Source organism: Micromonospora sp. C28ISP2-4 (genome assembly GCF_030519385.1).
Classification (GTDB): Bacteria; Actinomycetota; Actinomycetes; order Mycobacteriales; family Micromonosporaceae; genus Micromonospora; species Micromonospora tulbaghiae.
Genome location: NZ_JAUMKG010000001.1, coordinates 1480574 through 1503583, shown reverse-complemented (window position 1 = coordinate 1503583; position 23010 = coordinate 1480574). Strand labels below are relative to the sequence as shown.

The following is a 23010-nucleotide window of genomic DNA, read 5'->3' as shown; positions in this document are numbered from 1 at the left end:
CTACGGTGGGCCGGTGAGCGCCCGAGCGGTGGCCTCACCGGTGACGATTGCGGTCTTCTGTGCGCCGAACAGACCGAGCAGGTCCCGGCTGTAGGTGATCTGCACGCGTACCCGGATCTGGGTCTCGGCGCCGACCACGGGGAAGTCGACCTCGTGGTCGCGGACCCCGCCCGCAGCGGCGAGGTAGCCGGCGACGGCGGCGCGGGCGGCGACCTGGTCGATCCGTTTCGGGCCGCCCTCGATGGCCCGCGCACGGTCGATCATCTGGCCGCCGGCGCGGGCCGCCTCGGCGGCCAGATTGTCCGCGCGCTGGAGTGTGCGCAGTTGACCGGCGCCGTCGTAGGCGAGGCCGATGATCGCCAGTACGCCTGTCATCGCCACGGCCAGGAACATGCTCACCCGGCCGTTCTCCGCCTCGCGCCGCCCGCTCATCCGCGACTCCGGTAGGTGTCCAGCGGCGAGGTGAATCGCGCCGAGACGGTCTTGCCACCCGGTACGCCGGGCAGGCCGGGCGCGCTCAGGTCGTCGAAGGAGACGGTGCAGGTCACCGTGACCGTCACGGTCGCCGGCACGCCTGCGGCGCTCTGGTACGCGGCGGCGAAGCTCGTCGTCGTCCCGGCCACCGAGCCCGCGAGATCGACCTGGGGTGGGCCGTTGCAGTTCAGCCCCGCCCAGCCGAGCTGGTCCCGGGCCGCCTCCTCGGCGGCCTCCGCGCCGTCGTCGGCGTTGCGGGCCAGCGAGGCGGCCCGGGCGGCGTCGTGGGCGGCGGACTCCACCGCCTCGTCCGCGACAGCGGTCCGCCCGGCGACCCCGGCCAGCACCATCAGCCCGATGAAGGCGGGCGCGAGCACCGCCACCTCGATCGAGACGGAACCCCGGTCCCGCCGCGGCCCGGCGCTCATCCGGTGGTCCAGCGTTCGGCCGGGCCGTGCGCGGTCTGCGTGACCGCGAACGAGACGCCCGGGATGACCGACAGGGAGCGCCCCTGCACCGTGCAGGTGACGGCGGTGGCGGTCTCGACGCACGTCGGGCCGGTCTGCTCCCAGTCGACCAGCCAGTCCCCGGACTGCTGCATGAAGCTGATCGCCCGGTCCCGGCCGGCGTCCGGCCCGGCGTCGATCGTGCGCTGGGCGTTCACGGCGGTCTGCGCGGCGTTGAGCGCTGTGGACCGGGCGACGAACCAGACGGCGACCTGGATCGAGCCGAACAGCATCACCAGGATCACCGGCATCACCACGGCCAGCTCGACCGGGTTGGCGCCCCGCTCGCCCTCGGCCAGGCGGGCGCGCAGGGCAGCGGCGAACCGCCCCGGACCGGGCGGGCCGGCGGGCCGGCCGGCAGACGCCGGCCGGCTCCGGACCGTACGGGCGGGGCGGCGCATCACGGGGCCTGCGGCGCCGTGTTGTTCGGGATGGCGTTCATCCAGTTGTTCGCCTTGGCCAGGGCGAGCCCGGTGACCGCCATGGCCACCGCGACCAGGCCGAAGATGATCACCGCGGTCGGCACCGGGCTGTCGCCGCGCTCGGAGTCCCGGCGCAGCTCGGCGAGGCGGGTGCTCACCGCCACGTACAGGTAGGCGTAGAGGTGCATGGTCGTCTCCTTCTCGAAGGGGGTTCACAGACGGGCGATGAACGGATAGACGGCGAAGCCGAGCAGGACGAACACCAGCAGCGAGCCGGGGATGTCCAACTTGCTGGTGACCCCCTCGGCCCGGGCCAGGTTGTCGGTGCGGATCTGGTCGCGCAGCGAGTCGGCGCGGGACCGCAGCGTCTCGTGCACCTGGGCGCCCTCGCTGCCGGAGGAGCGCATGATGGCGCCCACGTCGCCCAGCTCCGGAATGCCGATCCGCTCGGCCAGCTCCTGCAGCTCGTCCCAGGGTGAGTGCATCTGGAGCTGGGCGAGGCGCAGCGCCTCCCGGATCCGGTCGAAGACCCAGCCGTCGCAGACCGCCGCCGCGCGTTCCAGCGACTGCACCGGGCCGTGCGCGGCGGACAGCTGCAACGCCACCAGGTCGAGGTAGGTGCAGACCGCCTGCCGGAACTCGTCCCGGGCGGCGTCGGCCTTCGCCAGGACCGCGCGGTGCGCGAGCAGGCCGGCGCCCAGCGCCAGGCCCAGGCTGGCCACCACCGGTACGGCCACCGGCAGCGCCACCCCGCCGACGAAGAGCACTGCCGAGGCGACCGCCGGGGTGGCGAACCCGACGAGCGCGGAGAGCAGCACCGAGAGCGCGTACTGCTCCGGGGTGCGGTCGAGCAGCGCGAGTTGCCGGTGCGGCGGGCGCAGCCAGCGGGCGAACCCGCCGAGCCAGTCCGGCCCGGCGCCGGCGGCCGGAGCCTGGCCGGGTGGCTGGTGCAGCCGGCGCAGCGCCGGGCCGAGCGCCGGGGTGGCCGGCAGCGCCTCGCGTACGACGAGGAACAGCCCGAGCCCCACCGCGCACCCGCCGAGCACCCCGATCGCCATCTGCCAGTTGAGTGCGCTCACGGTGCCCGCCTTTCGTTCGCGACTGCGGGGCTCGCAAGCTCGCTCCTCGCGCTCACGCGATCGCCTCCTCCGGGTCGGGCGCCGGCAGGAACCGCGCCGGCCGGGGCGGCTGGCTCATCGAGCGCACCCAGACCAGCAGGCCGACGAACGCCGCGCCGAGCACCGCCATCACGAGCTGACCCGTCACCGTCCCGTAGGGACGTATGTAGTCGCTGTTCACCAGCCCGTACGCGAGCGTCGCCAGCGTCATGCCGGTGAGGAAGCGGACCGCGAACCGGGGCTGGGTGCGCTTGGCCTCGACCTCGCGCCGGGTCGCCACCTCGGCCGACGCGGCGGTGGCGATCGACCCGAGCACGTCGCCGAGGCGCTCACCCCGGTCGGTGAGGTGCAGGATCAGCGCGGCCACCACCTGGTCGGCGACCGGGTCGGCGATCTCGTCGGCGAAGGCGAGCAGCGCGGAGCGGGCCAGCCAGCCGGCCTGGAGGCGGGCGGCGAGCGTGCGTACCTCCTCCTGGATCTCCTCCGGCGCGGTGGCGATGGTGCCGATGATCGCCTGCTGGAGGCCCTGGCCCGTGGCCGAGATGTCCTTGAGCCGGCGGGTCCACTCGCCTACGGCTTCGACCCGGGCGATGGCCCGCTGCTCGGCCCGGCCGACCGCGAACAGCCACGGCACGCCCGGCACCGCGAGCGCCACCAGCAGGCCGACCACCGGCAGCCCGGTGAGCAGGAACGCCGCCGCCCCGGCGACCACCGCGGCGCCGAGCAGGAGCTGGTACCGGCGCTGGTCGGCGCGGCTCGCGCCGGAACCGGTCCAGAGCCGGCTCAGGCCCGGCCCGGCACCGGGCGCCGGACCGGGCGGGCGGCGGGTGCCGACGAGCGCGACGACCGTCAGCACCAGCCCGGCCACGCACGCGGCGCCGGAGACCAGAGCGATCAGTTCGATCTGCGTCACGCCGGGCCTCCGCTCGGACGCGCCCCGAGGCGGGTGTGCCGGGGCCGCCGCCACGCGCCCACACCGGCCTCGACGAACCGGGTGAGCAGGCGGGCGTCGTAGCCGACGCGCAGCAGTTGGTCGCGGATGCGTTCGGGCAGGTGGCGGGGGACCGCGCGGCCGTCCGGCCCCGGGCCGAAGACTGTCGTCGTGGTGATCCGGTTGCCCTCGCCGACGCCGATGACCTCCTCGACGTGCGAGACGAAACGGTGCTTGCGCCCGCCGATCGCGGTCTCGTCCTCGACCGTCACGTAGACGATCAGGTCGAGCGCGTTGCCGGCCATCCGGCGAGCCTGGTCGACTGTCATCTCCCGGCCGTGTGACAACGCCAGCTCGATGATCCGTTCGCTCACCCCCGAGGGGGTACGCGCGTGAATGGTGCACATCGACCCGCGGCTCGTGGTCATCGCCTGGAGCATCGGCACGATCTCCCGGGACCGCACCTCGCCGACGATGATCCGCAGCACGCCCATCCGCAGCGACACCGGGATCAGGTCGGCGATGCTGACCTCACCCGCCGGCCGCCCGTCCGCGCCCCGCTCGCCGTGCCCCTCCCGGGACTCGAAGCTCATCACCGCCCGGTGCTTGTGCCCGCGCCGGGCCGGCAGGAGCTCCCGGCTCTCCTCCAGCAGCACGTACGGCTCGTCGGCCGGGATCTCGTCCATCAGCGCGCGGATGACTGTCGTCTTCCCGGCCCCGGCGAGCCCGGCGACCATGATGTTCAGCCCGGCCCGCAGGGACGCGCGGAGGAAGTCGCGCAGCAGCGGGTCGATCATCTCGTCCAGGTCGGGCCGGCCGCCCGCGATGTCCTCCAGGCTCACTTCGAGCGTGTTGTGCTTGCGGATCACCGCGTACGGGCGGTGGCTGACCAGGAACACGGCGGCGAGCCGGCTGCCGTCCGGTAGTTGCAGGTCGAGCGTGGGCTTCGACGTGGACAGCGAGCGCTCGGTGGCACCGGCCCGGCGGGCCGCCGCCTGGAGGATCTCCACCAGCTCGTCGTCGGTCTCGGCGATCGGCTCGGCCCAGTCGACGCCGCCGCCGTGCCGGGTGATGCGCACCTGGTCGCAGCCGAGGATGTGCACCTCCTCGATGCTGTCGTCGACGAGCAGCGTCTGGAGCCGGCCCAGTCCGACGAGTTCGGCGGTGACCTGGTCGAGCAGCATCCGTTCCGAGTCGGCGGCCATCGGCGTGCCGGCCCGGCGTACCGAGTCGGCGTACGCGGACACCACAGCGACCGCCAGCCGGGCCCGCTCGACCTCCTCGGCGTCGGCGTCGAACTCGCGTCCGCGCTGCCACTGGGTGAGCCGTTCGCTCAGCTCCCGGCGCAGCTCGCGGACCACCGCGAAGTCGACCCGGGGGCGCGGCGGTGGCGGGGGCGCGGCGGGCACCGGGCCGGGGACGTGGTGCCGCCCGTTCGGCGGGGCGAGCGGCGGCACAGTGGAGACGACGCCCGGCTGCTGCCCGCGTGGGTCGTGCGAGACCGGCTCAAACCGCACCGGACACCCCCGGCACGCTCGGCGCGGTCACCGCGCGCGGTGTGGCCGTCCCGGGCCAGGCCAGCCGGGCGCGCCGCCGGTCCAGCAGCGCCCGGACCGGCACCTCCAGGGCGCCGGCCGCGCGCATCAACGGCCGGTTCGCCCGTACGGTGCCGCCGTGGGCGAGCACCTCGGCGGTACGCGGGTCGTGCGGCAGGCGGGCGATCACCGGCAGCCGTAGCGCCTTGCTGATCTCACTGGTCCCGTGCCCGTCGCCGACCACCAGCAGCCGCAGCGTGCCCGGCGGTACGCGATGCTCGGTGAGGCCCCGCTCGATCGCACGGGCGGTGGCCCGGGTGGCGGAGAGGTCGGGCAGGTGCGCGCGGGTGACGAGCAGCACCACAGCGGCGGCGCGCAGCAGCGGCCACGGTGGACCGCCGACCGCCAGCCGGCCGCAGTCGACCAGCACGTCGTACGGCGGTTCGCCCCGTTCCAGCCCGGTGAAGTAGTCGGCGAAGCGCTGCCACAGCGGGATCACGCTGCCGGCCTGCGCCGGGTCCACCACACCGGGCAGCAGCAGCCGTTCGCGGCGGGGCGCGTCCAAGTCGACCAGCTGGGACCAGAACGCGTGTTCCAGGCTGCCGTCGCGCAGCTCGCCCACCGCCAGCTCACCGATGCCGCGCGGGCCGTCCAGCGCCCCGCCGAGGTAACCGGCCAGGATCGAGCCGCCCGCCGGGTCGCACTCGGCCAGCACGAGCCGCCGGTGCCAGCTCAGCGCGGCGGCGAGCGCGGCGGTGGTGACGCCCGGCGACCCCTTCGCCGAGACCAGGGCGATGATCGCCATCAGGCCGCCTCGGTGAGCACGAGCGCGATCCGGTCGTCGGCGGCGAGCGCCACGACCGCCGGCACGTCCCGTACGGCGAGTGCCAGGTAGACCACCACGTCGCCGTTCTGCGGCGTGGCGGTGTCGATCACGGTGCCCTCGAACCGGGTGCCGCCGCCACGGGAGGCGTCGGAGCCGCCGCCGGTCGCGTTCGACGGGGTGCTGACCAGCAGCACCTTGTCGCCGGGGTGCAGCTTGCGGGCCGGCACCTGCTCGGGTTCGAGCCCCAGCGCGATCTGCTGCTGCCCGGCGCCGAGCAGCGGGGCCTCGGTGAGCTGCGCCGGGGTGAGCAGCGTGCCCGGGGTGAGCCGGACGGCCGCCCGCAGCCCGAGCACCTCGTCCATCCGGTCGGCGGACACCGGCCGGAGTTCCCGCCCGCCGGAGACGCGTACCGGCACCAGGTCGTCGGCGGTCAGTTGCTGTCCCACGTCGACCTGCCGGGCCACGGCCAGGTACGTGCCGGTGGAGCGGACCGACGTGACCGCGAACGCGGCGCCCAGCCCGCCGAGCGCGATCAGCAGGACCGCCAGGCCGAGCAGGCCGGGGCGGACGCGCCGTTGCCGGACCACCTTCGGCGGCGCGACGGGTGCCTCCACCGGGGTTCCGTTGCGGGCTGCCACGACACTCATCGGGTCACCACCTGAAGCTCGTTGATCTCTACCGGGATGACGCCGCTGGACCGGCTCTGGGCGATCACGCCGCTCTCCCCGCCGCCGGACCACTCGACGGTCCAGAACGTCGTGGCGCTCACCTGGTAGGTGTCGGCCTTCGGGTAGCCCTGGTCGAGGCCGCAGTCCGGCGAGGTCGACCCGGCTCGCGGCCCGTCGGCCCGGTACGGCGTGCCCGGCCCGTCGCAGGTGACGTCGATGTCGTCGGACATGTGCCAGACGATCCGGTCCACCTTCGCGGTGATCTCCACGGTCAGCCCCCGGTCGGAGGCGGACGCGCTCAACGGCCCGAAGTACGAGGCGCCCGGGCTGGCCCACATCCAGACCGGCAACCCGACCAGGCCCGGGCCCTGGCTGCGCCGGGGCGCCACCGACGCCCGGGGCGGGAGCAGTGAGATCGAGGCCAGCGCGCGGCGGGCCAGTTCCTCCGGGTCCGGCGGCGCGCCGTAGCCGGGCGGCGGGGCGTCGAGAAGCGCCCGACGCAGGCTGCCGAGGTCGCCGCCGTTGCAGGTGAGCTGGTACCACTGCTTGCCGGGAGGAGCCTCGTCCTGCGGCTCGGCGAGCTTGTAGTAGCAGCCGTCGGCGTTGTTGAACCAGCCGAGCACCTCGTGGTAGCAGGGGATGGCCCGGCCGTTCCACTGGCACTTGGGGGTGCTTCCGCCGTTGCCGCCCCCGCCGCCGTTGTCGCCGCCGCCCGGCCCGCCCGGCCCGCCGGGGATGCCGGGGTCGTCGTCCCAGACGTCGCAGTCGGTCTGTTCCGGCGGGCAGGAGCCGCCCGGGTCGGCGGCACGGGCGGGTGCGCCGGTGAGCGTCAGCAGCGCGACCAGGCCGGCGGCGATCAGCAGCCGGCGGGGCGTCCCGGCCCGGGTCGGTCGGGCCGGGACACCCCTTCCTCCCCAGGTCAGCACGGCTGGTCCTGGTGCGCGGCACCGCCGTTGACCAGCCACCGGCCGTCCGGGAAACGGACCGCTGTGGCGGTGGCCAGGTAGCGCCCGCCGCGGGTGCCGGGCACGGCCTTGCGGTTCTTGGCGTAGACGAGCCGGTAGCCGCTGGAGTCCAGGCAGTCCTGGATCTCGACCGTGGGCGGGCGGGCGGTCAGGTCGACCGACACGACCTCGGGGTCGGAGAGCAGTTTCCCGGTACGCATCGCGCCGTGCTCCTTCGCGTCGAGAATCGCCATTCGCACCCGAGTCAGCAGCGGATCAGCCAGAAAACGGGTCAGAGCGGGATGGGACGGATCGCTGCGCGCACTGGCCGCCCGGGACGCATCGAGATAGCCGGAATAGGCGGCCAGGGCCGCTTTTCCGGCCGCGTCCTCCTCGGCGCTGGAATGGGCGGCGGGTGCGGCGACACCGCCGGTCAGCGGACGGGTGGCCGCCTCCGGCTCGGTGCCGCAGCCGGTCGAGCCGACCACCAGCACAACGCTGAGCAGGAAGATTTCCCATCGGCGGGATTGCCGTGTGCGCAACGCCGATCCCTCCTCGGTGCCGGCCCGGGGCGATCACGCCGACCCGCTCCGGGCATGCGGAAGCGCGCCCGGAACTGTCACTCCGAGCCCCCGTCGCCGCCATTTGTATTGACCTGTACTGATCGCTGCGGATTCTGTGCCCTGGTGCCTCCGACGCCAATTGATCGGGGGTTGCGTCGTACCCAAGGGGCGAGCATAGGCTCACGTCCGCCGATGCAACAGAGGTAATTCACGTGAACACGGTGAGTGAAGACGGGAGGTGGTGGCCGGTGTGTGTCGTCACGATGACGAGCGGGCTTCCGCGCGGCTCCGGGCCGGCGGGCGTGTGCTCACCCGTACGAGCCGCGACGGCGGTGACGAGCCGTCGGAGCGCCGCCGGTATGGGTGGGGAGCATGCCGCTCGTCCGATCCGTCCCGCCGGTTCGCCGAGGGTCACGCCACGACCCGCCCCGGCCGCCGCCGGGTCGCATCAGACGCCCCGATACGCCTCAGCCGTCACATTCGCGCGAGCGAGAAATCACTCTGCGTGCTCCACGATGGAACGCACGGCGACCGGACGGGGGAGCCGGCATGACGGCTGAACGGGTACGGCGTACCGGACCGGTGACCGATGCGCGCCGTCCGAGCGCCCGCCTGATCGCCGCCCTGACGGTCGTACCCCTGCTCCGGCTGGCGGTGGCGCGCTACGCCGTACCGCCGGGGTCTCCGGACCGGACCGGGTGCGACGGCTGCGGCGCCCCGATCGGGCTGGACCGGCCGCTGCCGGCGCTCGGCCCCGCCGCCCGGTGCCCGGCCTGCCGGGCCCGCATCGGTGCGGCGCCGGCAGTGGTGGAGGTGGCGCTGCTGCTCGCGGTGGCTGTGCCGGTGGTCGCCGGCGGCGCGCCCGCCGCGCGCCTGGCACTGGCGTGGTGGCTGGTCTGGGCGGTGCCGATGACGATCGTGGACGCGATGGCGCACCGCCTGCCCGACCGACTCACCTGGCCGGCAGCGGCCGGCGCGTGGGTGCTGCTCGGGGTGGCCGCGCTGACCGGTCCGGGCGCGGACCCGTGGATCCGCGCGGTCCTGGCCGGGCTGGTCCTCGGCGGCGGGTTCGCCGCCACCACGCTGCTGCTCGGGCGGCGTGGCTTCGGCCTCGGCGACGCCAAGCTGGCGCTCGGCGCGGGCGCGCTGCTCGGCTGGTACGGCTGGCCGGTGCTGGCGGCCGGGCTGGTGCTCGCGGTGACGCTCGCCGGGCTGGCCGGGGTGGTGCTGCTCGCCGCCCGGCGGGTCCGCTGGTCCGGGCACCTGCCGTTCGGGCCGTTCCTGGTGCTCGGCACCGCCGCCACGCTGGTGCTCGTCACCGTGTGATCGGCCACCCGCAGGTGCGGGCGGGCGTTCCCGCGGGTATCGGAGTCCCAGCCACCTCCCAGCCGGGTCTGGTTCGGTGGCGTCCAGGCTTCGGACTCGGGAGGGCACGTGTCGCACGGCGACGACGGTTGGCGCATCCGGCGCACGAGCGCGGACCTGGACCGGCTGGGCGAGACCGAGTCCGTCTTCGCGCTCGCCAACGGCTGGGTGGGCTGGCGCGGCACGCTCGACGAGGGTGAGCCCTGCGGCATGCCGGGCAGCTACCTCAACGGGTTCCACGAGCAGCACGAGCTGACCTACCCGGAGAGCGGGTACGCCTTCCCGGAACGCAGCGACACCGTGATCAGCGCGCCGAACGCCGCCCTGATCCGGCTCTGGGTCGACGACGAGCCGCTGAACCTGCGGACCGGCACGATCCGGCGGCACCACCAGGAGCTGGACCTGCGTGCCGGGGTGGTCCGCCGGGAGACCGAGTGGGTCTCGCCGGGCGGCCGGGGCGTACGCATCCGCAGCACCCGCCTGGTCTCGCTGACCCGGCGTCCGATCGCCGCCGTCGACTGGGCGGTCGAGCCACTGGACGAGCCGGTCCGGCTGCGGGTCGGCGCCGACCTGCTCGCCAACCAGCGGGTGCCGGAACGCGCCGACGACCCCCGGGCCGCCTCGGTGATCCACGACCCGCTCACCGGCGAGATCCGCCGCGACGACGGCCTCGACGGTGTGCTCGTGCACCGGACCGGGCGCAGCGGCCAGCGGGTCGCCGTCGCCGTCGCGCACCGGGTCATGGCACCCGACGAGATCGCCACCGACACCGAACTGACCGCCGACCGGTTCCGGCTGGCGCTGTCCGGTCCGGTACGCCAGGGCGAGCGGATCCGGGTCACCCGGTTCGCCGCGTACGAGTGTGCGGACGTCGACGGCACCCCGGCCGGTGAGCTGGCCGACCTGGTCGTCGCGGAGGCGGAGGCGGCCCGGGACGACGGGTTCGACGCCCTGCTCGCCGAGCAGCGCGCCGCGCTCGACGCGGCCTGGGCCACCGCCGACGTGGAGCTGGACGGCGACCCGGAGCTGCAGCTCGCGGTGCGGTTCTCGGTGTTCCACCTGCTCCAGTCCGGCCGGGCCGACGGCGACCGGACCATCCCGGCCAAGGGGCTGACCGGCAACGGCTACGACGGGCACGTGCTCTGGGACACCGAGGGCTACGTGCTGCCGGTGCTCACGTACCTGGCGCCGGAACTGGCCCGCTCGGCGCTGCGCTGGCGGCACGCCCACCTGCCCGAGGCCCGCGAGCGCGCGGCCGAGCTGCGCCTGACCGGCGCCACCTACCCGTGGCGGACACTGAGCGGCCGGGAGTGCTCCGGCTACTGGCCGGCCGGCAGTGCGGGCCTGCACGTCAACGCCGACATCGCCGACGCGGTGCTGCGGTACGTCGCGGCCACCGGCGACACCGCGTTCCTCGCCGAGTGCGGCGCCGAGGTGCTGATCGAGACCGCCCGGCTGTGGCACGGATACGGCCACTTCGACGACGGCGGCGCGTTCCACCTGACCGGCGTCACCGGCCCGGACGAGTACTCCGCACTGGCCGACGACAACGTCTTCACCAACCTCATGGCCCGGCGCAACCTGCGCGGCGCCGCCGACGCCGCGGAGGACTGCCCGGAGGTGGCCGCGCGGCTCGGCGTGGACGCGGCCGAGGTGGCCGGCTGGCGGGCCGCCGCCGACGCGATGTGCGTCCCGTACGACGGCAAGCGCGGCGTGCACGAGCAGTCGGCCGGTTTCACCGCGCAGCCGGAGTGGGACTTCGCCGGCACCGGCGAGGACGACTACCCGCTGCTGCTCCACTTCCCCTACCAGGAGCTGTACCGCAAGCAGGTGGTCAAGCAGGCCGACCTGGTACTGGCCATGCTGCGCTGCCCGGGGGAGTTCACCGCCGAGGAGAAGACGCGCAACGTCGCCTACTACGAGGCGCGGACCGTCCGGGACTCGTCGCTGTCGGCGTCGGCGCAGGCGATTCTCGCCGCCGAGGTCGGGCACCTCGACCTGGCGTACGACCTGTTCGCCGAGACGGCGTTCCAGGACCTCGCCGACCTGGGCGACAAGACCGCCGACGGGCTGCACCTGGCGTCCCTGGCCGGCGCCTGGCTGGTGGTGGCGCAGGGCTTCGGCGGGCTGCGCGACGACCGGGGCGTGCTCTCCTTCGAGCCGCGGCTACCAGGGCCGATCACCCGGCTGGTGTTCCACCTGCGCCGGCACGGGCACCGGCTGCGGGTCACGCTCACCGAGCGGGAGGCCCGCTACGAGCTGCCGGACGCCGGGCCGGACGACACGGTGGAGCTGTGGCACCACGGCGAACAGCTCCGGGTCACCGGCGACGGGCCGGTCACCCGGCCGATGCCACAGGTGCCCGACCCCGGCCCCGAGCCGCAGTCCCCGCCGGGCCGCCGTCCGGAACGGCGCGCTCAGGAGGCGGATCGCTGACCACGACGGGTCAGCGGTGTGTCGCCCAGAGTGCTAGACATCGAGGGGTGACGGAGGCTGAGAACCGACCCAATGTCGCCCGGATGTACGACTACTACCTCGGCGGCTGCCACAACTTCGCCGCCGACCGCGCCGCCGCCGAGGAGGTCCTGAAGATCTCCCGGACACCGGCGTCGCCGCGCAGAGCAACCGCGCGTTCCTGCGCCGGGTCGTGCGCTGGGCGGCCGAGCAGGGCATTGCTGCCCACCGACGGCCGCACCGTGGTGCTCCAGGGTGACCTGCGGCGTCCCGGCGAGCTGCTGGCCGACCCGGCGCTGCGGGCCACCATCGACCTGAGCGAGCCGGTGGCGGTGCTGCTGCTCGCGGTGCTGCACTTCGTGCCGGACGCCGACGACCCGTACGCGGCGGTGGCGAAGCTGCGCGACGCCACGGTGCCGGGAAGCGTGCTCGCGCTGTCCCACCTCACCCTGGACGGCCTGCCGACGCTGCCCACCGAGCAGGGCACCGCGATCTACCGCCGCAGCAGCTCCCCGCTGGTGCCGCGCAGCCGCGACGAGGTGGCCCGTTTCCTCGACGGGTACGAGCTGGTCGATCCGGGCCTGGTGAAGGTGGCGGACTGGCGGCCCGACGGGGAACCGCAGGCCGCGGTGTCGCACGGCTACGGCGGGGTCGGCGTCCGCCGCTGACCCGCTGTCGTCAGCCCAGGCCGCCCGCGTCAGCCCAGGCCGCCGTGCGCGGCCCAGAGCGCGGCGGCCCGGTCGGCCGCCGCCGCTACGAGCGCGGCCAGCTCCGGCCGGTCGGGTACCCGGAACGACACGTACGCGCCGCGTCCACCCGCCGTGGGCCGGCCGTACGCCTTCGCGGCGAGGCGCCCGTCCGGCAGCAGCCGGATGTTGAGCGTGGTCAGGGTGAACTCCTCGCCGCGCCGGGTGTCGGTCCAGCGCAGTTCCTCCGGCACCGTCACGTTGATGGCGAGGGCGCTGACGTCGGGGGAGGCGGGGCTGCTCATCCGGCGATCGTCGCACGATCGCGTGCTCACCGGCGCAGCGTGGTTTCCCGGGTCATGTGGGACAGCTTCTCCGGGTTGCGCACCGCGTAGAGCCCGCTGATCAGGCCGTCGTCGAGGCGTACCGCGACCACGGTGTCCAGCTCGCCGTCGAGGCGTACCAGCAGTGCCGGGTATCCGTTCACCTGTGCCGGCTCCATCGACGCCACGGCCGCGACCCGGCGCCAGCCGCCCGCGAGCAGCCGGGCCACCTTGTCTCCGCCGGTGACCGGCCGGGCGATCGCCTGCTTGATCCCGCCGCCGTCGCCGACGAGCACCGCGTCCGCGGCCAGGACGCGGAGCAGTCCGTCCAGGTCACCGGTCTCGACCGCCCGCCGGAACGCGTCTAGCGCGTCGCGGGCCTCGGCCGCCGGGACGGTACGCCGGGGGCGGCGCGCCGCGACGTGGGCCCGCGCCCGGTGCGCGATCTGCCGTACGGCGACGGGACTCCGCTCGACCGTCTCGGCGATCTCGTCGTAGCCGACGTCGAACACCTCCCGCAGCACGAACACGGCCCGCTCGGTCGGCGTCAGCGTCTCCAGCACCAGCAGCATCGCCATCGACACGCTCTCCGCCAGCGCCACGTCGTCGGCGACGTCGGGCGCGGTGAGCAGCGGCTCGGGCAGCCACGAGCCGACGTACGACTCCTTGCGCCGGCCCAGCGTGCGCAGCCGGGACAGCGCCTGCCGGGTGGTGATCCGGACCAGGTAGGCGCGGCGGTCCCGGATCTCGTCGAGGTCGACGCCGGCCCAGCGCAGCCAGGTCTCCTGCACCACGTCCTCCGCGTCCGCGGCGGAGCCGAGCATCTCGTACGCGACTGTGAAGAGCAGGTTCCGGTGCGCGAGGAAGTCCTCGGTGGCCGGGTCCGCCATGGCTCGCTCCTCCGCTGCTCGGCTGCATTCCCCACCAGACGCCGGCCACCGCCGTCGTGTGACATCGGGTCGCTGTGGCGGTCCTCACCCGCCGCCGCCGTCACGCCGGACGCGTCCCCGGCATCTCGTGTTCGTCCCACACCCCAGCAGAGAGGGCGCAACCATGCAGACCCGATTCAACCTGTTCGAGAACCCGGTCTCGGCGACGTTCATGAAGCGCTTCGCCGGTGCGGGCCTGATGATCCACCAGTCGTCGCTGCCCCGCACGGTGCAGGAGCTGGTGTCGCTGCGGGCCAGCCAGATCAACGGCTGCGGCTGGTGCATCGACATGCACACCAAGGAGGCGGTGGCCGGTGGTGAGAGCGCGGTCCGGCTCAACCTGGTCGCCGCCTGGCGTGAGTCGACCGTGTTCACCGAGGCCGAGTGCGCGGCGCTGGCATTCGCCGAGGAGGGCACCCGGCTGGCCGACGCCCATCAGGGCGTGTCCGACGAGACGTGGGAGCAGGTGCGCAAGCACTACGACGACGACCAGATCGCCGCGCTGGTCTGCCTGCTCGGGCTGATCAACGCGGCGAACCGGTTCGCGGTGCTGGTGCACCAGCGCGGCGGCTCGTACGAGCCGGGCATGTTCGCGGCGGCGATGAGCTGAGCATCGCCGTCATCGCAGGTTCCAGAAGAACGACCGGACGTCGTCGGCGAACAGCTCCGGCACCTCCAGCGCGGCGAAGTGGCCACCCCGGTCGTACTCGCTCCACTGCCGGATCGTGTACGTCAGCTCGGCGATCGGCCGGACGGCCTGGGTGATGTCGTGCGCGAACACGGCGACTCCGATCGGGGGCGGGCAGGGCGCGGGCGGGCCACCGAACGCGCTCTCCCGCACCAGCCGCGCGGACGAGGCAGCAGTGCGGGTGAACCAGTACACCGAGACGTTGGTGAGTACGCGGTCCACGCCGACTGCGGATCGCGGGTCGGTCCACTCGGTGAACTTCTCCGCGATCCACGCCAGCTGCCCGACGGGTGAGTCGTTGAGCGCGTACGACAAGGTCTGCGGCCGGCTGGCGTAGAGCACCTGGTGGGGGTGCCGCTGCGTCTTGAGCTGCATGATCCGGGCGAGCCGGTCCCGGTCCCCGTCGGACAGGCCGGCCTCCCCGGTCCAGCCCGGCGGCGGGGGCGTGGGCAGGTAGTTGAGGTGTACGCCGACGACGTGCTCCGGGTCGATGCCGCCGAGCCGGGTGGAGATGACCGAACCCCAGTCGCCGCCCTGTGCGCCGTACCGCCGGTAGCCGAGCCGCCGCATCAGCTCGGCCCAGGCGCGGGCGACGCGGTCGACGTCCCAGCCGCGTTCCCGGGTCGGGCCGGAGAAACCGAACCCCGGGATCGACGGTACGACCAGGTGGAACTGTTCGGACAGCGGGCCGAGCACGTCGAGGAACTCCACGATCGAGCCGGGCCAGCCGTGGGTGAGGATCAGCGGCAGCGCGTCCGGGTCGGCGGAGCGTACGTGCAGGAAGTGGATGTTCTGCCCGTCGATGGTGGTGGTGAACTGCGGATAGCGGTTCAGCTCGGCCTCGGCCCCCCGCCAGTCGTACGCGGTGCGCCAGTGCTCGGCCAGCTCCCGTACCCGGGCGACCGGGATGCCGTAGTCCCACCCGGCGCCGGGTAGTTCGTCGGGCCAGCGGGTGCGGGCCAGGCGGTCGGCCAGGTCGTCGAGGTCGGCCTGGGGGACGTGGACGCGGAACGGCTCGATCACGGTAGCTCCTATCGTTGGTGCCACTAACGTTGGCGCGACCAACGATAACGCAGATCGTTGGGGACGCCAACGTTTTACGGTTAGGCTGGGCGCGTGGAGAACCCGGAGCCGGACCTCGTGCCGACCCGCCTGGCCGGTCTGCCGAGCTGGCTGATCACCCAGACCGCCGTACGCGCCGGCCGGCTGGTCGCCGACGGCCTCGCCGCCGTCGACGCGCGCGGTTACCACTTCCGGCTGCTCGCCACGCTCGACGAGTTCGGGCCGGCCAGTCAGGCGGCGCTCGGCCGGCGCAGCGGCATCCACGTCAGTGACGTGGTGGCGGCGCTCAACGAACTCGCCGAGCGCGAGTTCGTCACCCGCAGCCCGGACCCGGCCGACCGGCGGCGCAACGTCGTCACCATCACCGCGGCCGGGCGGCGGCAGTTGCGGCGGCTGGAGAAGCGGCTCGCCGCCGTCCAGGACGACCTGCTCGCGCCGCTGTCGCCGGACGAGCGCGCGGACCTGACCCGGCTCCTGTCGCGAGTGCTGGCCCACCACACCCGGCCGCCCGCCTGACCGCCGCGTTCCGCCGCGGTTCTTGCCCACGCCCTATCATTATCGTTCTCGATAGTGATAACGTCTGTGGCGTGACGACGTCGATGGAGCGGTGGGCGGAGACCGCCCTGCACCCGGTGCGGATCCGCATCCTGCGCGCGGCCGCGGGTGCCCGGGTGACCACTCACGACCTGGTCGAACTGCTGCCCGACGTCCCGCAGGCCACGCTCTACCGGCACCTGGCGACGCTCGTGAAGACCGGAATGCTCGACGTGGTGGAGGAGCGCAAGGTCCGGGGTGCCGTCGAGCGGGTGTACGCGCTGCCCGCGCACGGCGCGGCGCTGGACCCGGCGGCCCTGGCGACGGCGACGCCGGAGGACCACGCGCGCTACTTCACCGCGTTCGTGTCGAGCCTGCTGTCCGAGTTCTCCCGCTACCTGGCGCGGGACTCCGTCGACTTCGTCGCCGACGGCGTCGGATACCAGCAGCTCGTACTGCACCTGACCGACGCCGAGCTGCACGAGTTCGCGGCCGGGCTCAACGCGCTGGTCGGCCCGTTGCTCGCCAGAGGGCCCGGCGACGGACGGATCCCCCGGCTGCTGGCGACCATCCTGATGCCCGCCGACCGCCAGGCGACCCCCGGCAACACGCACACATCAGCGCACGACTCCGACACGACGAAGGGCGACGACTGATGGCCTCCGTAATCCTCGACGGCGATGTGATCGACATCCGGTTCACCGGATGGGAACGGATGTGGATCGGGCGGGAGCGGTTCGCGCTACGCCTGGCCGCCGTGCGGCACGCCGCACCGGTGGACGAGCCGATCCGGCTGGCCCGTGGCGCCCGGCGCGGGTACGCGGTGTCCGGCTTCGCCAAGATCGGCGTCTGGGGCATCTTCGGCGGCCCCCGGCAGCTCGTGGCGGCCCGGCGGGGTCAGCCCGGTCTGCACCTGGTGCTGGACCGAGCGGCGGCCGGCGGAGAGTTCGACGAGGTCGTCGTCTCCGACCCGGCCGCGGCGGGCCTCGCCGAGACGATCGGGCGCGCGACGAGGAGCCGGCCGTGACCGGCGACCACCTGTCGATCGAGGCGTCGGGCCTGACCAAACGCTACGGCGACGTCACCGCCGTACACGATCTGACCTTCACCGTGCGGCCCGGCGCGGTCACCGGCTTCCTCGGCCCGAACGGCGCCGGCAAGACCACCACGCTGCGCATGCTGACCGGACTGGTGACGCCGACCAGCGGCACCGCCACGATCGGCGGACAGCCCTACGGCCGGCTGACCCAGCCGTCGCGGACCGTCGGCGCGGTGTTCGACGGCAACGCGTTCCACCCCGGCCACACCGCCCGTGACCACCTGCGCCTCTACGCCGCGATGGCCGGCTGCCCGGACAGCCGCGTCGCGGAACTGCTGGACCTGCTCGGCCTCGCGCACGCCGCCGACCGTCGTACCCGGGGGTTCTCCACCGGCATGCGCCAACGGCTCAGCCTCGCCACGGCGCTGCTCGGCGATCCTCGCGTCCTGCTGCTCGACGAACCGTCGAACGGCCTGGACCCGGAAGGCATGTCCTGGCTGCGCGGCCTGCTGCGCCGGCTCGCCGACGAGGGCCGCACAGTGCTGGTCTCCAGCCACGTCCTGCACGAGGTCCAGCAGGTGGTGGACGACGTGGTGGTGATCCGGCGCGGCGAACTCGTCGCCGCCGGGCCGTGGTCCCGGCTCACCGGCCCGCCGACGGTGCTCGTCACCTCGCCGGACGCGGACGCCCTGGCCACCGCGCTGACGGCCGCCGCCGGGTCCGTCGAGGCCGCCGGGCCCGGCCGCCTGCGGGTACGCGGACTGGACGCGCCGCGCGTCGCCGACCTCGCCGCCGACCACCGTCTGCGGATCCACGAGCTGGTCACCGAGACCACAAGCCTCGAACAGCTCTTCCTCGACCTGACCACCGACCCGGCGGAGGCCCGATGAACCTGCTCAGAGCGGAACTGCGCCGGGTGCTGGCGACCCGGATGTGGGGCGGGCTGCTGCTCACCGCCGTCGCGCTCGGCGGCGGCCTGGTCGGGCTGATGGCGCTCGTCGGGCCGGAGAACTTCGACCCGCCGATGCCCGGACTGCACACCGAGGAGGGCCTGCGGTCGATCCTCGGCATCCTCGGCTTCACCGCCTTCGTGCCGGCCGCCGCCGGCGCCCTCGCGGCCACGTCGGAATACCGGCACGGCACCGCCGCCGTCACGTTCCTGTTCGCGCCGCGCCGAGGGCGGGTGCTCGCCGCCAAACTCGCCACCCACGCGATCGTCGGCCTCGGCTACGGGATCGCGCTGGCCGGCTCCGCCGCGGTGGCCCTGTTCGCGGTCGCCGCCGTGCGTGGCGTGTCGCTGGGCCTGCCCGCTCCCACGGTGCTGGCGCTGCTCGCCCGCATCGGCGTCGCGATGGCGGTCTACCTGCTCGTCGGCACCGGCGTGGGCGCCCTGCTCCGCAACCAGATCGCGGCCGTGTGCGTGGTCGTCGGCTACCTGTACCTGGCCGAGCCCGTCCTGATGATGATCCCCGGCGTCAACGCGATCTACCCGCTCCTGCCCGGCGGAGCCACCGCCGCGCTCACCGACTTCACCTACGTCGCCGACGCGATGTCCGCGCAGCTCGGCAGCGACGCCGTCGCCCTCCTGCCACCGGCGGCGGGCGCCCTGCTGCTGACCGGGTACGCGGTCGCCGCCGCCGCGATCGCCGTGGTCGTGCCGATGCGCCGCGACATCACCTGAGCGTCGCGAGCCGGACGATCTCCTCCGCGGTCAGCGGGCTGCGCGGATGGTGGGTCAGGCACATCGGCGCCTGCATCTTGACGAACCGGGCACCCTCCACTGTGGCGTAGAACTGGCCGGTACGCAGCTTGCCGATGTCCGGGACGTCGGTGCCCTTCGCCCTGGCCACGTCCCGGGCCGCCTCGATCTGCACCGGCACGGTGAGCAGGCCGAAGAACTGCGTGGCGGCGTTGCCGGGGATCTGGTTGTGCAACGCCTTCGGTGCCTGGGTGGCGAAGACCAGCCCGAGCCCGTACTTGCGGGCCTGCGAGGTCAGCGCGAGCGTGCTCTGGGTGCAGGCGGTCACGGCACCGGACGGGGCCAGTGTCTGCGCCTCGTCCATGACGAAGAGTCCACCGAGTGGCCGGTCCCCGGCCGGATGGCGCTTGATCCAGGTGAACAGGGCGAGCTGCAACTGGTTGACGAAGCTCTGCCGCTGATTCTCCTCGGACAGCCCGGCGAGATTGATCACCGAGACCCGGGCGCGGCGACCGGGTGGCGGGGTGAGCAGTTCGCCCGGGTCGACAGGCGTTCCGACGCCACCCAGGAGCGGGTCGTTGATCAGGGCGGCCTTGAGCAGTTGTGCCATGCCGGCGGCCAGCTTGGGCGCGCTGTCGAGCTGACTCACCCCGTCCGGGAGGTCGTTGAGGACGTCGGTGAACTCACGCAGGTCGCTTGCGCCGCTGCGGGCGTAGCCGATCAGCGCCTCGCGCAGCACGGCGCGGCCGAGCCGGGCCTTGTCGGTTCCGCCGTCCACCCGGGCGTGCGGGGCGAGCGTGGCGACGGCGGCGTTGACGGCCGAGGTGAACCCGTCCGGGTCGTCGAGCACGTCGGCGAAGGCCGGCAACGGCTGGAAGCTCAACGGCCGACCGGCCTGCCGTCCCGGCGTCCAGACGACCACGTCGGTGCCGGCCAGATATTCCGCCGCGCGGCGGGCGTCGTCGGTGCCCCAGCCCGGCGGCGGCTCGGGCCAGGCCTCGCCGAGCCGGGCCAGGTCGTTGTTGGGGTCGAGCACGATGGCCGACACGCCGCGCAGGGCGCACTCCTCGATCAGGCGGCGGATCAGGACGGTCTTGCCGGAACCGGAGCCGGCGAAGATGACTGTGTGCCGGCGCAGCGCTTCGAGGTCGATGCCGACCGGGTCCGGCCGCCCGGTGACAGTGCCGATCTCCATCCGCTCCGGGTCGATGCCCGCCACCGGCGGCAGGGGAGCGATCATCGGTGGAACCGGGCCGGAACCGGCCGAGCGCGGCGGAGGGACGGACCCGACGGTCTGCGGCGCAGGGACGGAACCGGCTGAGCGCGGTGCGGGGACGGGACCGGCGGAGCGCGGCGCAGCGGTGACCGGCGGTGGCGTCCCGACCGGGGGTTGGTCCGGCGCCTCCGTTGGCCGCTCCTCGGTCCGGACGGCTTCCGGCGCGCCCGGCCAGTCGCCCAGCGCCTCCCGCAGGCAGGTGATGTCGGAGGCCGGCCGCCGATCGGCGAACCAGGGCCGCAGCGTCTCCCGCCCGTAGTCCTGGATGAGTTGTTCGAGTGCGGCCAGCCGGGCGACATCCGGTGCGTCCAGGCGAAGCCGCCGGCCACCGGCCCGCTCGAACGCGTCCAGCACCTCCCGGGTACGGGCGCCGGTCGACCAGTCCGCGCTGCGCAACAGGAAGAGCCGCCGTTTGGCGACCCCCTCGGTGAGTCCGGCGGTCGTGATCGCGTTGCGGATCCGGTTGAGCACCGCGATGTGATGCGGTGCGGAAATCGCCCGGAACGACCAGTGCTCCTCGTCCTCGCTGTCCTCACTCAGGCTGTGCCGTAGCCGCGCGTGCAGCGCCGGCTTGGTCCCGGCGGGAATCGGATCGAGGCTGAACGCCTCGACGGCCGCGCCCTGCGCGGCGATCCACGCGGTCAGGCCGGCTTCGAGCAGGCGCGGGACGCGGGCATCCTCCGACTGCGGGGACAGGGCGGAGGCGGTGTCGGCGGCGGCGACCAGCTCCGCGTACCGGGCGTCGATCTTGCCGAATCCGTTCGCCCGGTTCTCCGGCGGCGGCCCGGTGACCGGGGCGTGGACGAGCCCGTCGGCGACGCGATCGCCGCTCGCGTGCAGCAGGTGCCGCAGTTCCCGCGCCTCGCCGTCGGCCAGGCAGGCCCGGACGTGTGTGTCGATCCGCCGCAGCAGCTCACGCGGGGTGAAGCCGACGACCTCCTGGAACGCGTCCGGGTGGACCGGCCAGGTGGGGTGGGGCGGCGTGAACCCGAGGCCGTCGAAGAGCACCGCGAACCGCTTCTCGACCAGCTCGCGGCCCACCTCGACGGACGGGATCTCCTTGAGCGGGGCGGCCTCCCGGAACCGGTCCTGGACGGTGTCCGTCGCCTGCTGCTGGATGCTGCGCCACGTCTGCGGGAGGCAGGAGACGACGGACAGGGTCCGGCGCGTGGTCTCGCGCAGCGCCATCAGGCCGCTGGCGACCTGTTCGAGCAGGAGCGACGTCTGCCAGTCCGCCTCGCCCCGGGCGTCCTGGTTGGTCGCCTTCACGGACTGGGCGATCATCAGGTCGATCTGGTCCACCGCGATCACCGTCGGACCGACGACGGCGAGCAGCCGGGAGATGTCCCGGACCACCTCCTGGGGGGCCCGTCGGTTGCGCCGCAGCCCCCACCCGGCCCGCTGGCCGGGCTCCTCCTCGTCCATCGAGGACAGAAAGTCGTAGCCGATGTCCTGCACCGCGGACTGCTCGGCCGCGTAGAGCACCAGGGCCCGCGCGGTGTCCTGGCACTCCGTGCCGATCTGCCGGTCCTTCTTGCGGATCAGGTCGGCGAACGCGTCGAGCGTCGGACGGCTGAGTTCGGTCTCGCCGGCGACCGCGCGCCGTACCGTCCGGGGTGCACCCACCTCGTCGGCCAGCCGGCGCAGGAACGTCCGTAGCTGGGTCGTGTCGTCCGGCATCGGCCGGACCAGACCCTCCAGCATCGAGATCGCGGTGCGTTGCCAGAACGTCCGGGCTTCGAGCAGCTCGACCAGGAAGAAGAACCCACCGCGGCCCTGTACCTGCTGGCGGACCGTGCCGATGAGGTGGGTCTTGCCGGTGCCGCGCTGGCCGAGGATGGCCACGCCCACCGGACTGGAGTCGGTGCTGGCCTGGGCCTCCGCGAAGCTGTCCAGAACCGTCGTGACGACGTCGTGGTGCAGGCCCTCCACGTGGAACGGTGTGGGTTTCCAGACGTCGTCCGGGGTCGGAGCCCAGTTGAACCTCAGCGCCGCCAGGGCGCGGCGTTGCTCGTCACCGATCATGACGAGATGGCGACCAGATGCTTGTCCTGGTTGCCGATGGTCACCGCCGCCGCCCGCTCCTGCGGCTTCAGCACCTTCTGGTTGGACTCGGGCACCAGGTGTACGCCGCGCTCCCGGTTGAGCGTCAGGAGCGCGGCGTCGAACTCGGGGCGGGACAGGTCGGAGAGGGCGTCGCGAAGATCGGCCAGCATGACGTAGTCACCGGGCTTGGCGGCCAGCTCGTGGTACGCCTGCCGGATCAGCGCGACCGCGTCCGCGGCCGGGGAGGCCGACGACGCCACCGGCGGTGCGACGACCTCGTCCCGGTTGATCTGCATCCGGAACAGGTCGTCGGCGCGGGTCCCGGAGTGGTCGATCAGCCGGCGCAGAAAGTCGAGCGCCACATAGAGCGTGCCACCTGCGGTACCGGCGCCCTTTGGCGGTTCCGCGCCCAGCTCCTCGGTGGCCCGATCCCATCCCTTGTCGGTGAGCGCCAACGTGATCGGCTTCTCCGTGACCTCGACCAGGCCGAGTGACTGAAGTCGACGGCGGTGATCCGCCTTCAGGCCGATACCCGCGACATTGGTGAAGTAGGTCTGCGGCAAAGGCGCCGCCTTCACCATCAGCGTGACAAGAATGCACCGGTCGACGAGGGTCAGTTCCTTTTCCGGCATGCGGATGCTCCTCTGCGGCACGAGCTCTCACCGCGTCGACGGTGTGATCGAAGGCTCGGAAGGGGTGGCCATGATCGAGGTGAGCAACGGGGACGGCCCCGGCGCACGGGCCGATTCTGCCGACGGTGCCGGACGCGCGCAAGGTCACCGATCTCGCTGACGAAAGCCGACAGGATCGCGCAGTTGATCTCCAGCGGTCCTGCCTGGACGCACCGATTGAAACGCCTGTTCGGGCGCTTCGGCGCGGTTCGCCGGCCGGACCATTGCGAAGTGACAAGGACAACGGGCAG

General features: G+C 73.6%; 25 protein-coding genes. 9 read left to right on the top strand and 16 right to left on the bottom strand.

Annotated features, from left to right (window positions below):
• The 11 genes from Q3W68_RS07240 to Q3W68_RS07190 all read right to left on the bottom strand — a co-directional run bounded on the left by Q3W68_RS07240 (position 1) and on the right by Q3W68_RS07190 (position 7966).
• Positions 1-432 (bottom strand): pilus assembly protein TadG-related protein, encoded by a 432-nt coding sequence (locus Q3W68_RS07240; protein WP_302904681.1) that lies wholly within the window; start codon positions 430-432, stop codon positions 1-3.
• On the bottom strand, positions 429-902 hold the full coding sequence (locus Q3W68_RS07235) for a TadE/TadG family type IV pilus assembly protein (RefSeq protein WP_302904680.1): 474 nt from the start codon (positions 900-902) through the stop codon (positions 429-431). Before Q3W68_RS07235 ends, Q3W68_RS07240 begins: the two co-directional genes overlap by 4 nt.
• The gene (locus Q3W68_RS07230; protein ID WP_302904679.1) at positions 899-1381 is read right to left on the bottom strand and encodes a TadE/TadG family type IV pilus assembly protein; all 483 of its coding nucleotides are present in this window, start codon (positions 1379-1381) and stop codon (positions 899-901) included. The genes Q3W68_RS07235 and Q3W68_RS07230 overlap by 4 nt, the downstream gene beginning before the upstream one ends.
• On the bottom strand, positions 1381-1590 hold the full coding sequence (locus tag Q3W68_RS07225) for a hypothetical protein (protein ID WP_013283462.1): 210 nt from the start codon (positions 1588-1590) through the stop codon (positions 1381-1383). Before Q3W68_RS07225 ends, Q3W68_RS07230 begins: the two co-directional genes overlap by 1 nt.
• A gap of 24 nt (positions 1591-1614) precedes the next feature.
• Complete coding sequence (locus tag Q3W68_RS07220; RefSeq protein ID WP_302904977.1) at positions 1615-2460, bottom strand: type II secretion system F family protein; 846 nt, start codon at positions 2458-2460, stop codon at positions 1615-1617.
• Positions 2461-2533: 73 nt separating this feature from the next.
• Positions 2534-3433, bottom strand: coding sequence for a type II secretion system F family protein (locus tag Q3W68_RS07215; RefSeq protein ID WP_302904678.1), 900 nt, complete (start codon positions 3431-3433; stop codon positions 2534-2536).
• The gene (locus Q3W68_RS07210; RefSeq protein WP_302904677.1) at positions 3430-4968 is read right to left on the bottom strand and encodes a CpaF family protein; all 1539 of its coding nucleotides are present in this window, start codon (positions 4966-4968) and stop codon (positions 3430-3432) included. Before Q3W68_RS07210 ends, Q3W68_RS07215 begins: the two co-directional genes overlap by 4 nt.
• The gene (locus tag Q3W68_RS07205; RefSeq protein WP_302904676.1) at positions 4958-5791 is read right to left on the bottom strand and encodes a ParA family protein; all 834 of its coding nucleotides are present in this window, start codon (positions 5789-5791) and stop codon (positions 4958-4960) included. Before Q3W68_RS07205 ends, Q3W68_RS07210 begins: the two co-directional genes overlap by 11 nt.
• Entirely contained in the window at positions 5791-6459 is a 669-nt protein-coding gene (locus Q3W68_RS07200; RefSeq protein ID WP_302904674.1) for an SAF domain-containing protein, read from the bottom strand. The genes Q3W68_RS07205 and Q3W68_RS07200 overlap by 1 nt, the downstream gene beginning before the upstream one ends.
• Positions 6456-7406, bottom strand: coding sequence for a hypothetical protein (locus Q3W68_RS07195; RefSeq protein WP_302904673.1), 951 nt, complete (start codon positions 7404-7406; stop codon positions 6456-6458). The genes Q3W68_RS07200 and Q3W68_RS07195 overlap by 4 nt, the downstream gene beginning before the upstream one ends.
• Entirely contained in the window at positions 7400-7966 is a 567-nt protein-coding gene (locus tag Q3W68_RS07190; RefSeq protein WP_302904672.1) for a hypothetical protein, read from the bottom strand. Before Q3W68_RS07190 ends, Q3W68_RS07195 begins: the two co-directional genes overlap by 7 nt.
• A gap of 570 nt (positions 7967-8536) precedes the next feature.
• Between Q3W68_RS07190 and Q3W68_RS07185 the strand changes: the two genes are divergently transcribed.
• The 3 genes from Q3W68_RS07185 (at position 8537) to Q3W68_RS07175 (ending at position 12474) form a co-directional block, all read left to right on the top strand.
• Positions 8537-9313 carry an A24 family peptidase gene (locus Q3W68_RS07185; RefSeq protein WP_302904671.1) on the top strand — a complete coding sequence of 259 codons (777 nt, stop codon included), beginning with the start codon at positions 8537-8539 and terminating at the stop codon, positions 9311-9313.
• A 108-nt stretch (positions 9314-9421) separates the two neighbouring features.
• Positions 9422-11788: a glycoside hydrolase family 65 protein gene (locus tag Q3W68_RS07180; protein WP_302904670.1), complete on the top strand. Its 2367-nt coding sequence runs from the start codon at positions 9422-9424 to the stop codon at positions 11786-11788.
• A gap of 47 nt (positions 11789-11835) precedes the next feature.
• On the top strand, positions 11836-12474 hold the full coding sequence (locus Q3W68_RS07175) for an SAM-dependent methyltransferase (RefSeq protein WP_302904669.1): 639 nt from the start codon (positions 11836-11838) through the stop codon (positions 12472-12474).
• Between the two features lie 29 nt (positions 12475-12503).
• On the opposite strand, the gene Q3W68_RS07170 is transcribed toward Q3W68_RS07175, so the two are convergent.
• Positions 12504-12797, bottom strand: a complete 294-nt coding sequence (locus tag Q3W68_RS07170; RefSeq protein ID WP_302904668.1) for a hypothetical protein — start codon at positions 12795-12797, stop codon at positions 12504-12506.
• A 26-nt stretch (positions 12798-12823) separates the two neighbouring features.
• Complete coding sequence (locus tag Q3W68_RS07165; RefSeq protein ID WP_302904667.1) at positions 12824-13705, bottom strand: RNA polymerase sigma-70 factor; 882 nt, start codon at positions 13703-13705, stop codon at positions 12824-12826.
• Between the two features lie 163 nt (positions 13706-13868).
• Between Q3W68_RS07165 and Q3W68_RS07160 the strand changes: the two genes are divergently transcribed.
• Positions 13869-14354, top strand: coding sequence for a carboxymuconolactone decarboxylase family protein (locus tag Q3W68_RS07160; protein WP_302904666.1), 486 nt, complete (start codon positions 13869-13871; stop codon positions 14352-14354).
• Positions 14355-14363: 9 nt separating this feature from the next.
• Here the strand turns inward: Q3W68_RS07160 and Q3W68_RS07155 are convergent, their stop codons facing one another.
• On the bottom strand, positions 14364-15455 hold the full coding sequence (locus Q3W68_RS07155) for an epoxide hydrolase family protein (RefSeq protein ID WP_302904665.1): 1092 nt from the start codon (positions 15453-15455) through the stop codon (positions 14364-14366).
• Between the two features lie 93 nt (positions 15456-15548).
• On the opposite strand from Q3W68_RS07155, the gene Q3W68_RS07150 reads away from it, so the two are divergent.
• From Q3W68_RS07150 to Q3W68_RS07130, 5 genes are all read left to right on the top strand, one after another.
• The gene (locus Q3W68_RS07150) at positions 15549-16010 is read left to right on the top strand and encodes a MarR family winged helix-turn-helix transcriptional regulator (protein ID WP_302904664.1); all 462 of its coding nucleotides are present in this window, start codon (positions 15549-15551) and stop codon (positions 16008-16010) included.
• 71 nt (positions 16011-16081) lie between these two features.
• Positions 16082-16684 (top strand): helix-turn-helix domain-containing protein, encoded by a 603-nt coding sequence (locus Q3W68_RS07145; protein ID WP_302904663.1) that lies wholly within the window; start codon positions 16082-16084, stop codon positions 16682-16684.
• The gene (locus Q3W68_RS07140; protein WP_302904662.1) at positions 16684-17055 is read left to right on the top strand and encodes a hypothetical protein; all 372 of its coding nucleotides are present in this window, start codon (positions 16684-16686) and stop codon (positions 17053-17055) included. Before Q3W68_RS07145 ends, Q3W68_RS07140 begins: the two co-directional genes overlap by 1 nt.
• Entirely contained in the window at positions 17052-17957 is a 906-nt protein-coding gene (locus tag Q3W68_RS07135) for an ABC transporter ATP-binding protein (RefSeq protein ID WP_302904661.1), read from the top strand. The genes Q3W68_RS07140 and Q3W68_RS07135 overlap by 4 nt, the downstream gene beginning before the upstream one ends.
• Positions 17954-18748, top strand: a complete 795-nt coding sequence (locus tag Q3W68_RS07130) for an ABC transporter permease (protein ID WP_121686285.1) — start codon at positions 17954-17956, stop codon at positions 18746-18748. The genes Q3W68_RS07135 and Q3W68_RS07130 overlap by 4 nt, the downstream gene beginning before the upstream one ends.
• On the opposite strand, the gene Q3W68_RS07125 is transcribed toward Q3W68_RS07130, so the two are convergent.
• Entirely contained in the window at positions 18741-22067 is a 3327-nt protein-coding gene (locus Q3W68_RS07125; RefSeq protein WP_302904660.1) for a DUF87 domain-containing protein, read from the bottom strand. The genes Q3W68_RS07130 and Q3W68_RS07125 overlap by 8 nt on opposite strands.
• On the bottom strand, positions 22064-22720 hold the full coding sequence (locus Q3W68_RS07120) for a hypothetical protein (RefSeq protein WP_302904659.1): 657 nt from the start codon (positions 22718-22720) through the stop codon (positions 22064-22066). The genes Q3W68_RS07125 and Q3W68_RS07120 overlap by 4 nt, the downstream gene beginning before the upstream one ends.
• Positions 22721-23010: the final 290 nt, after the last annotated feature.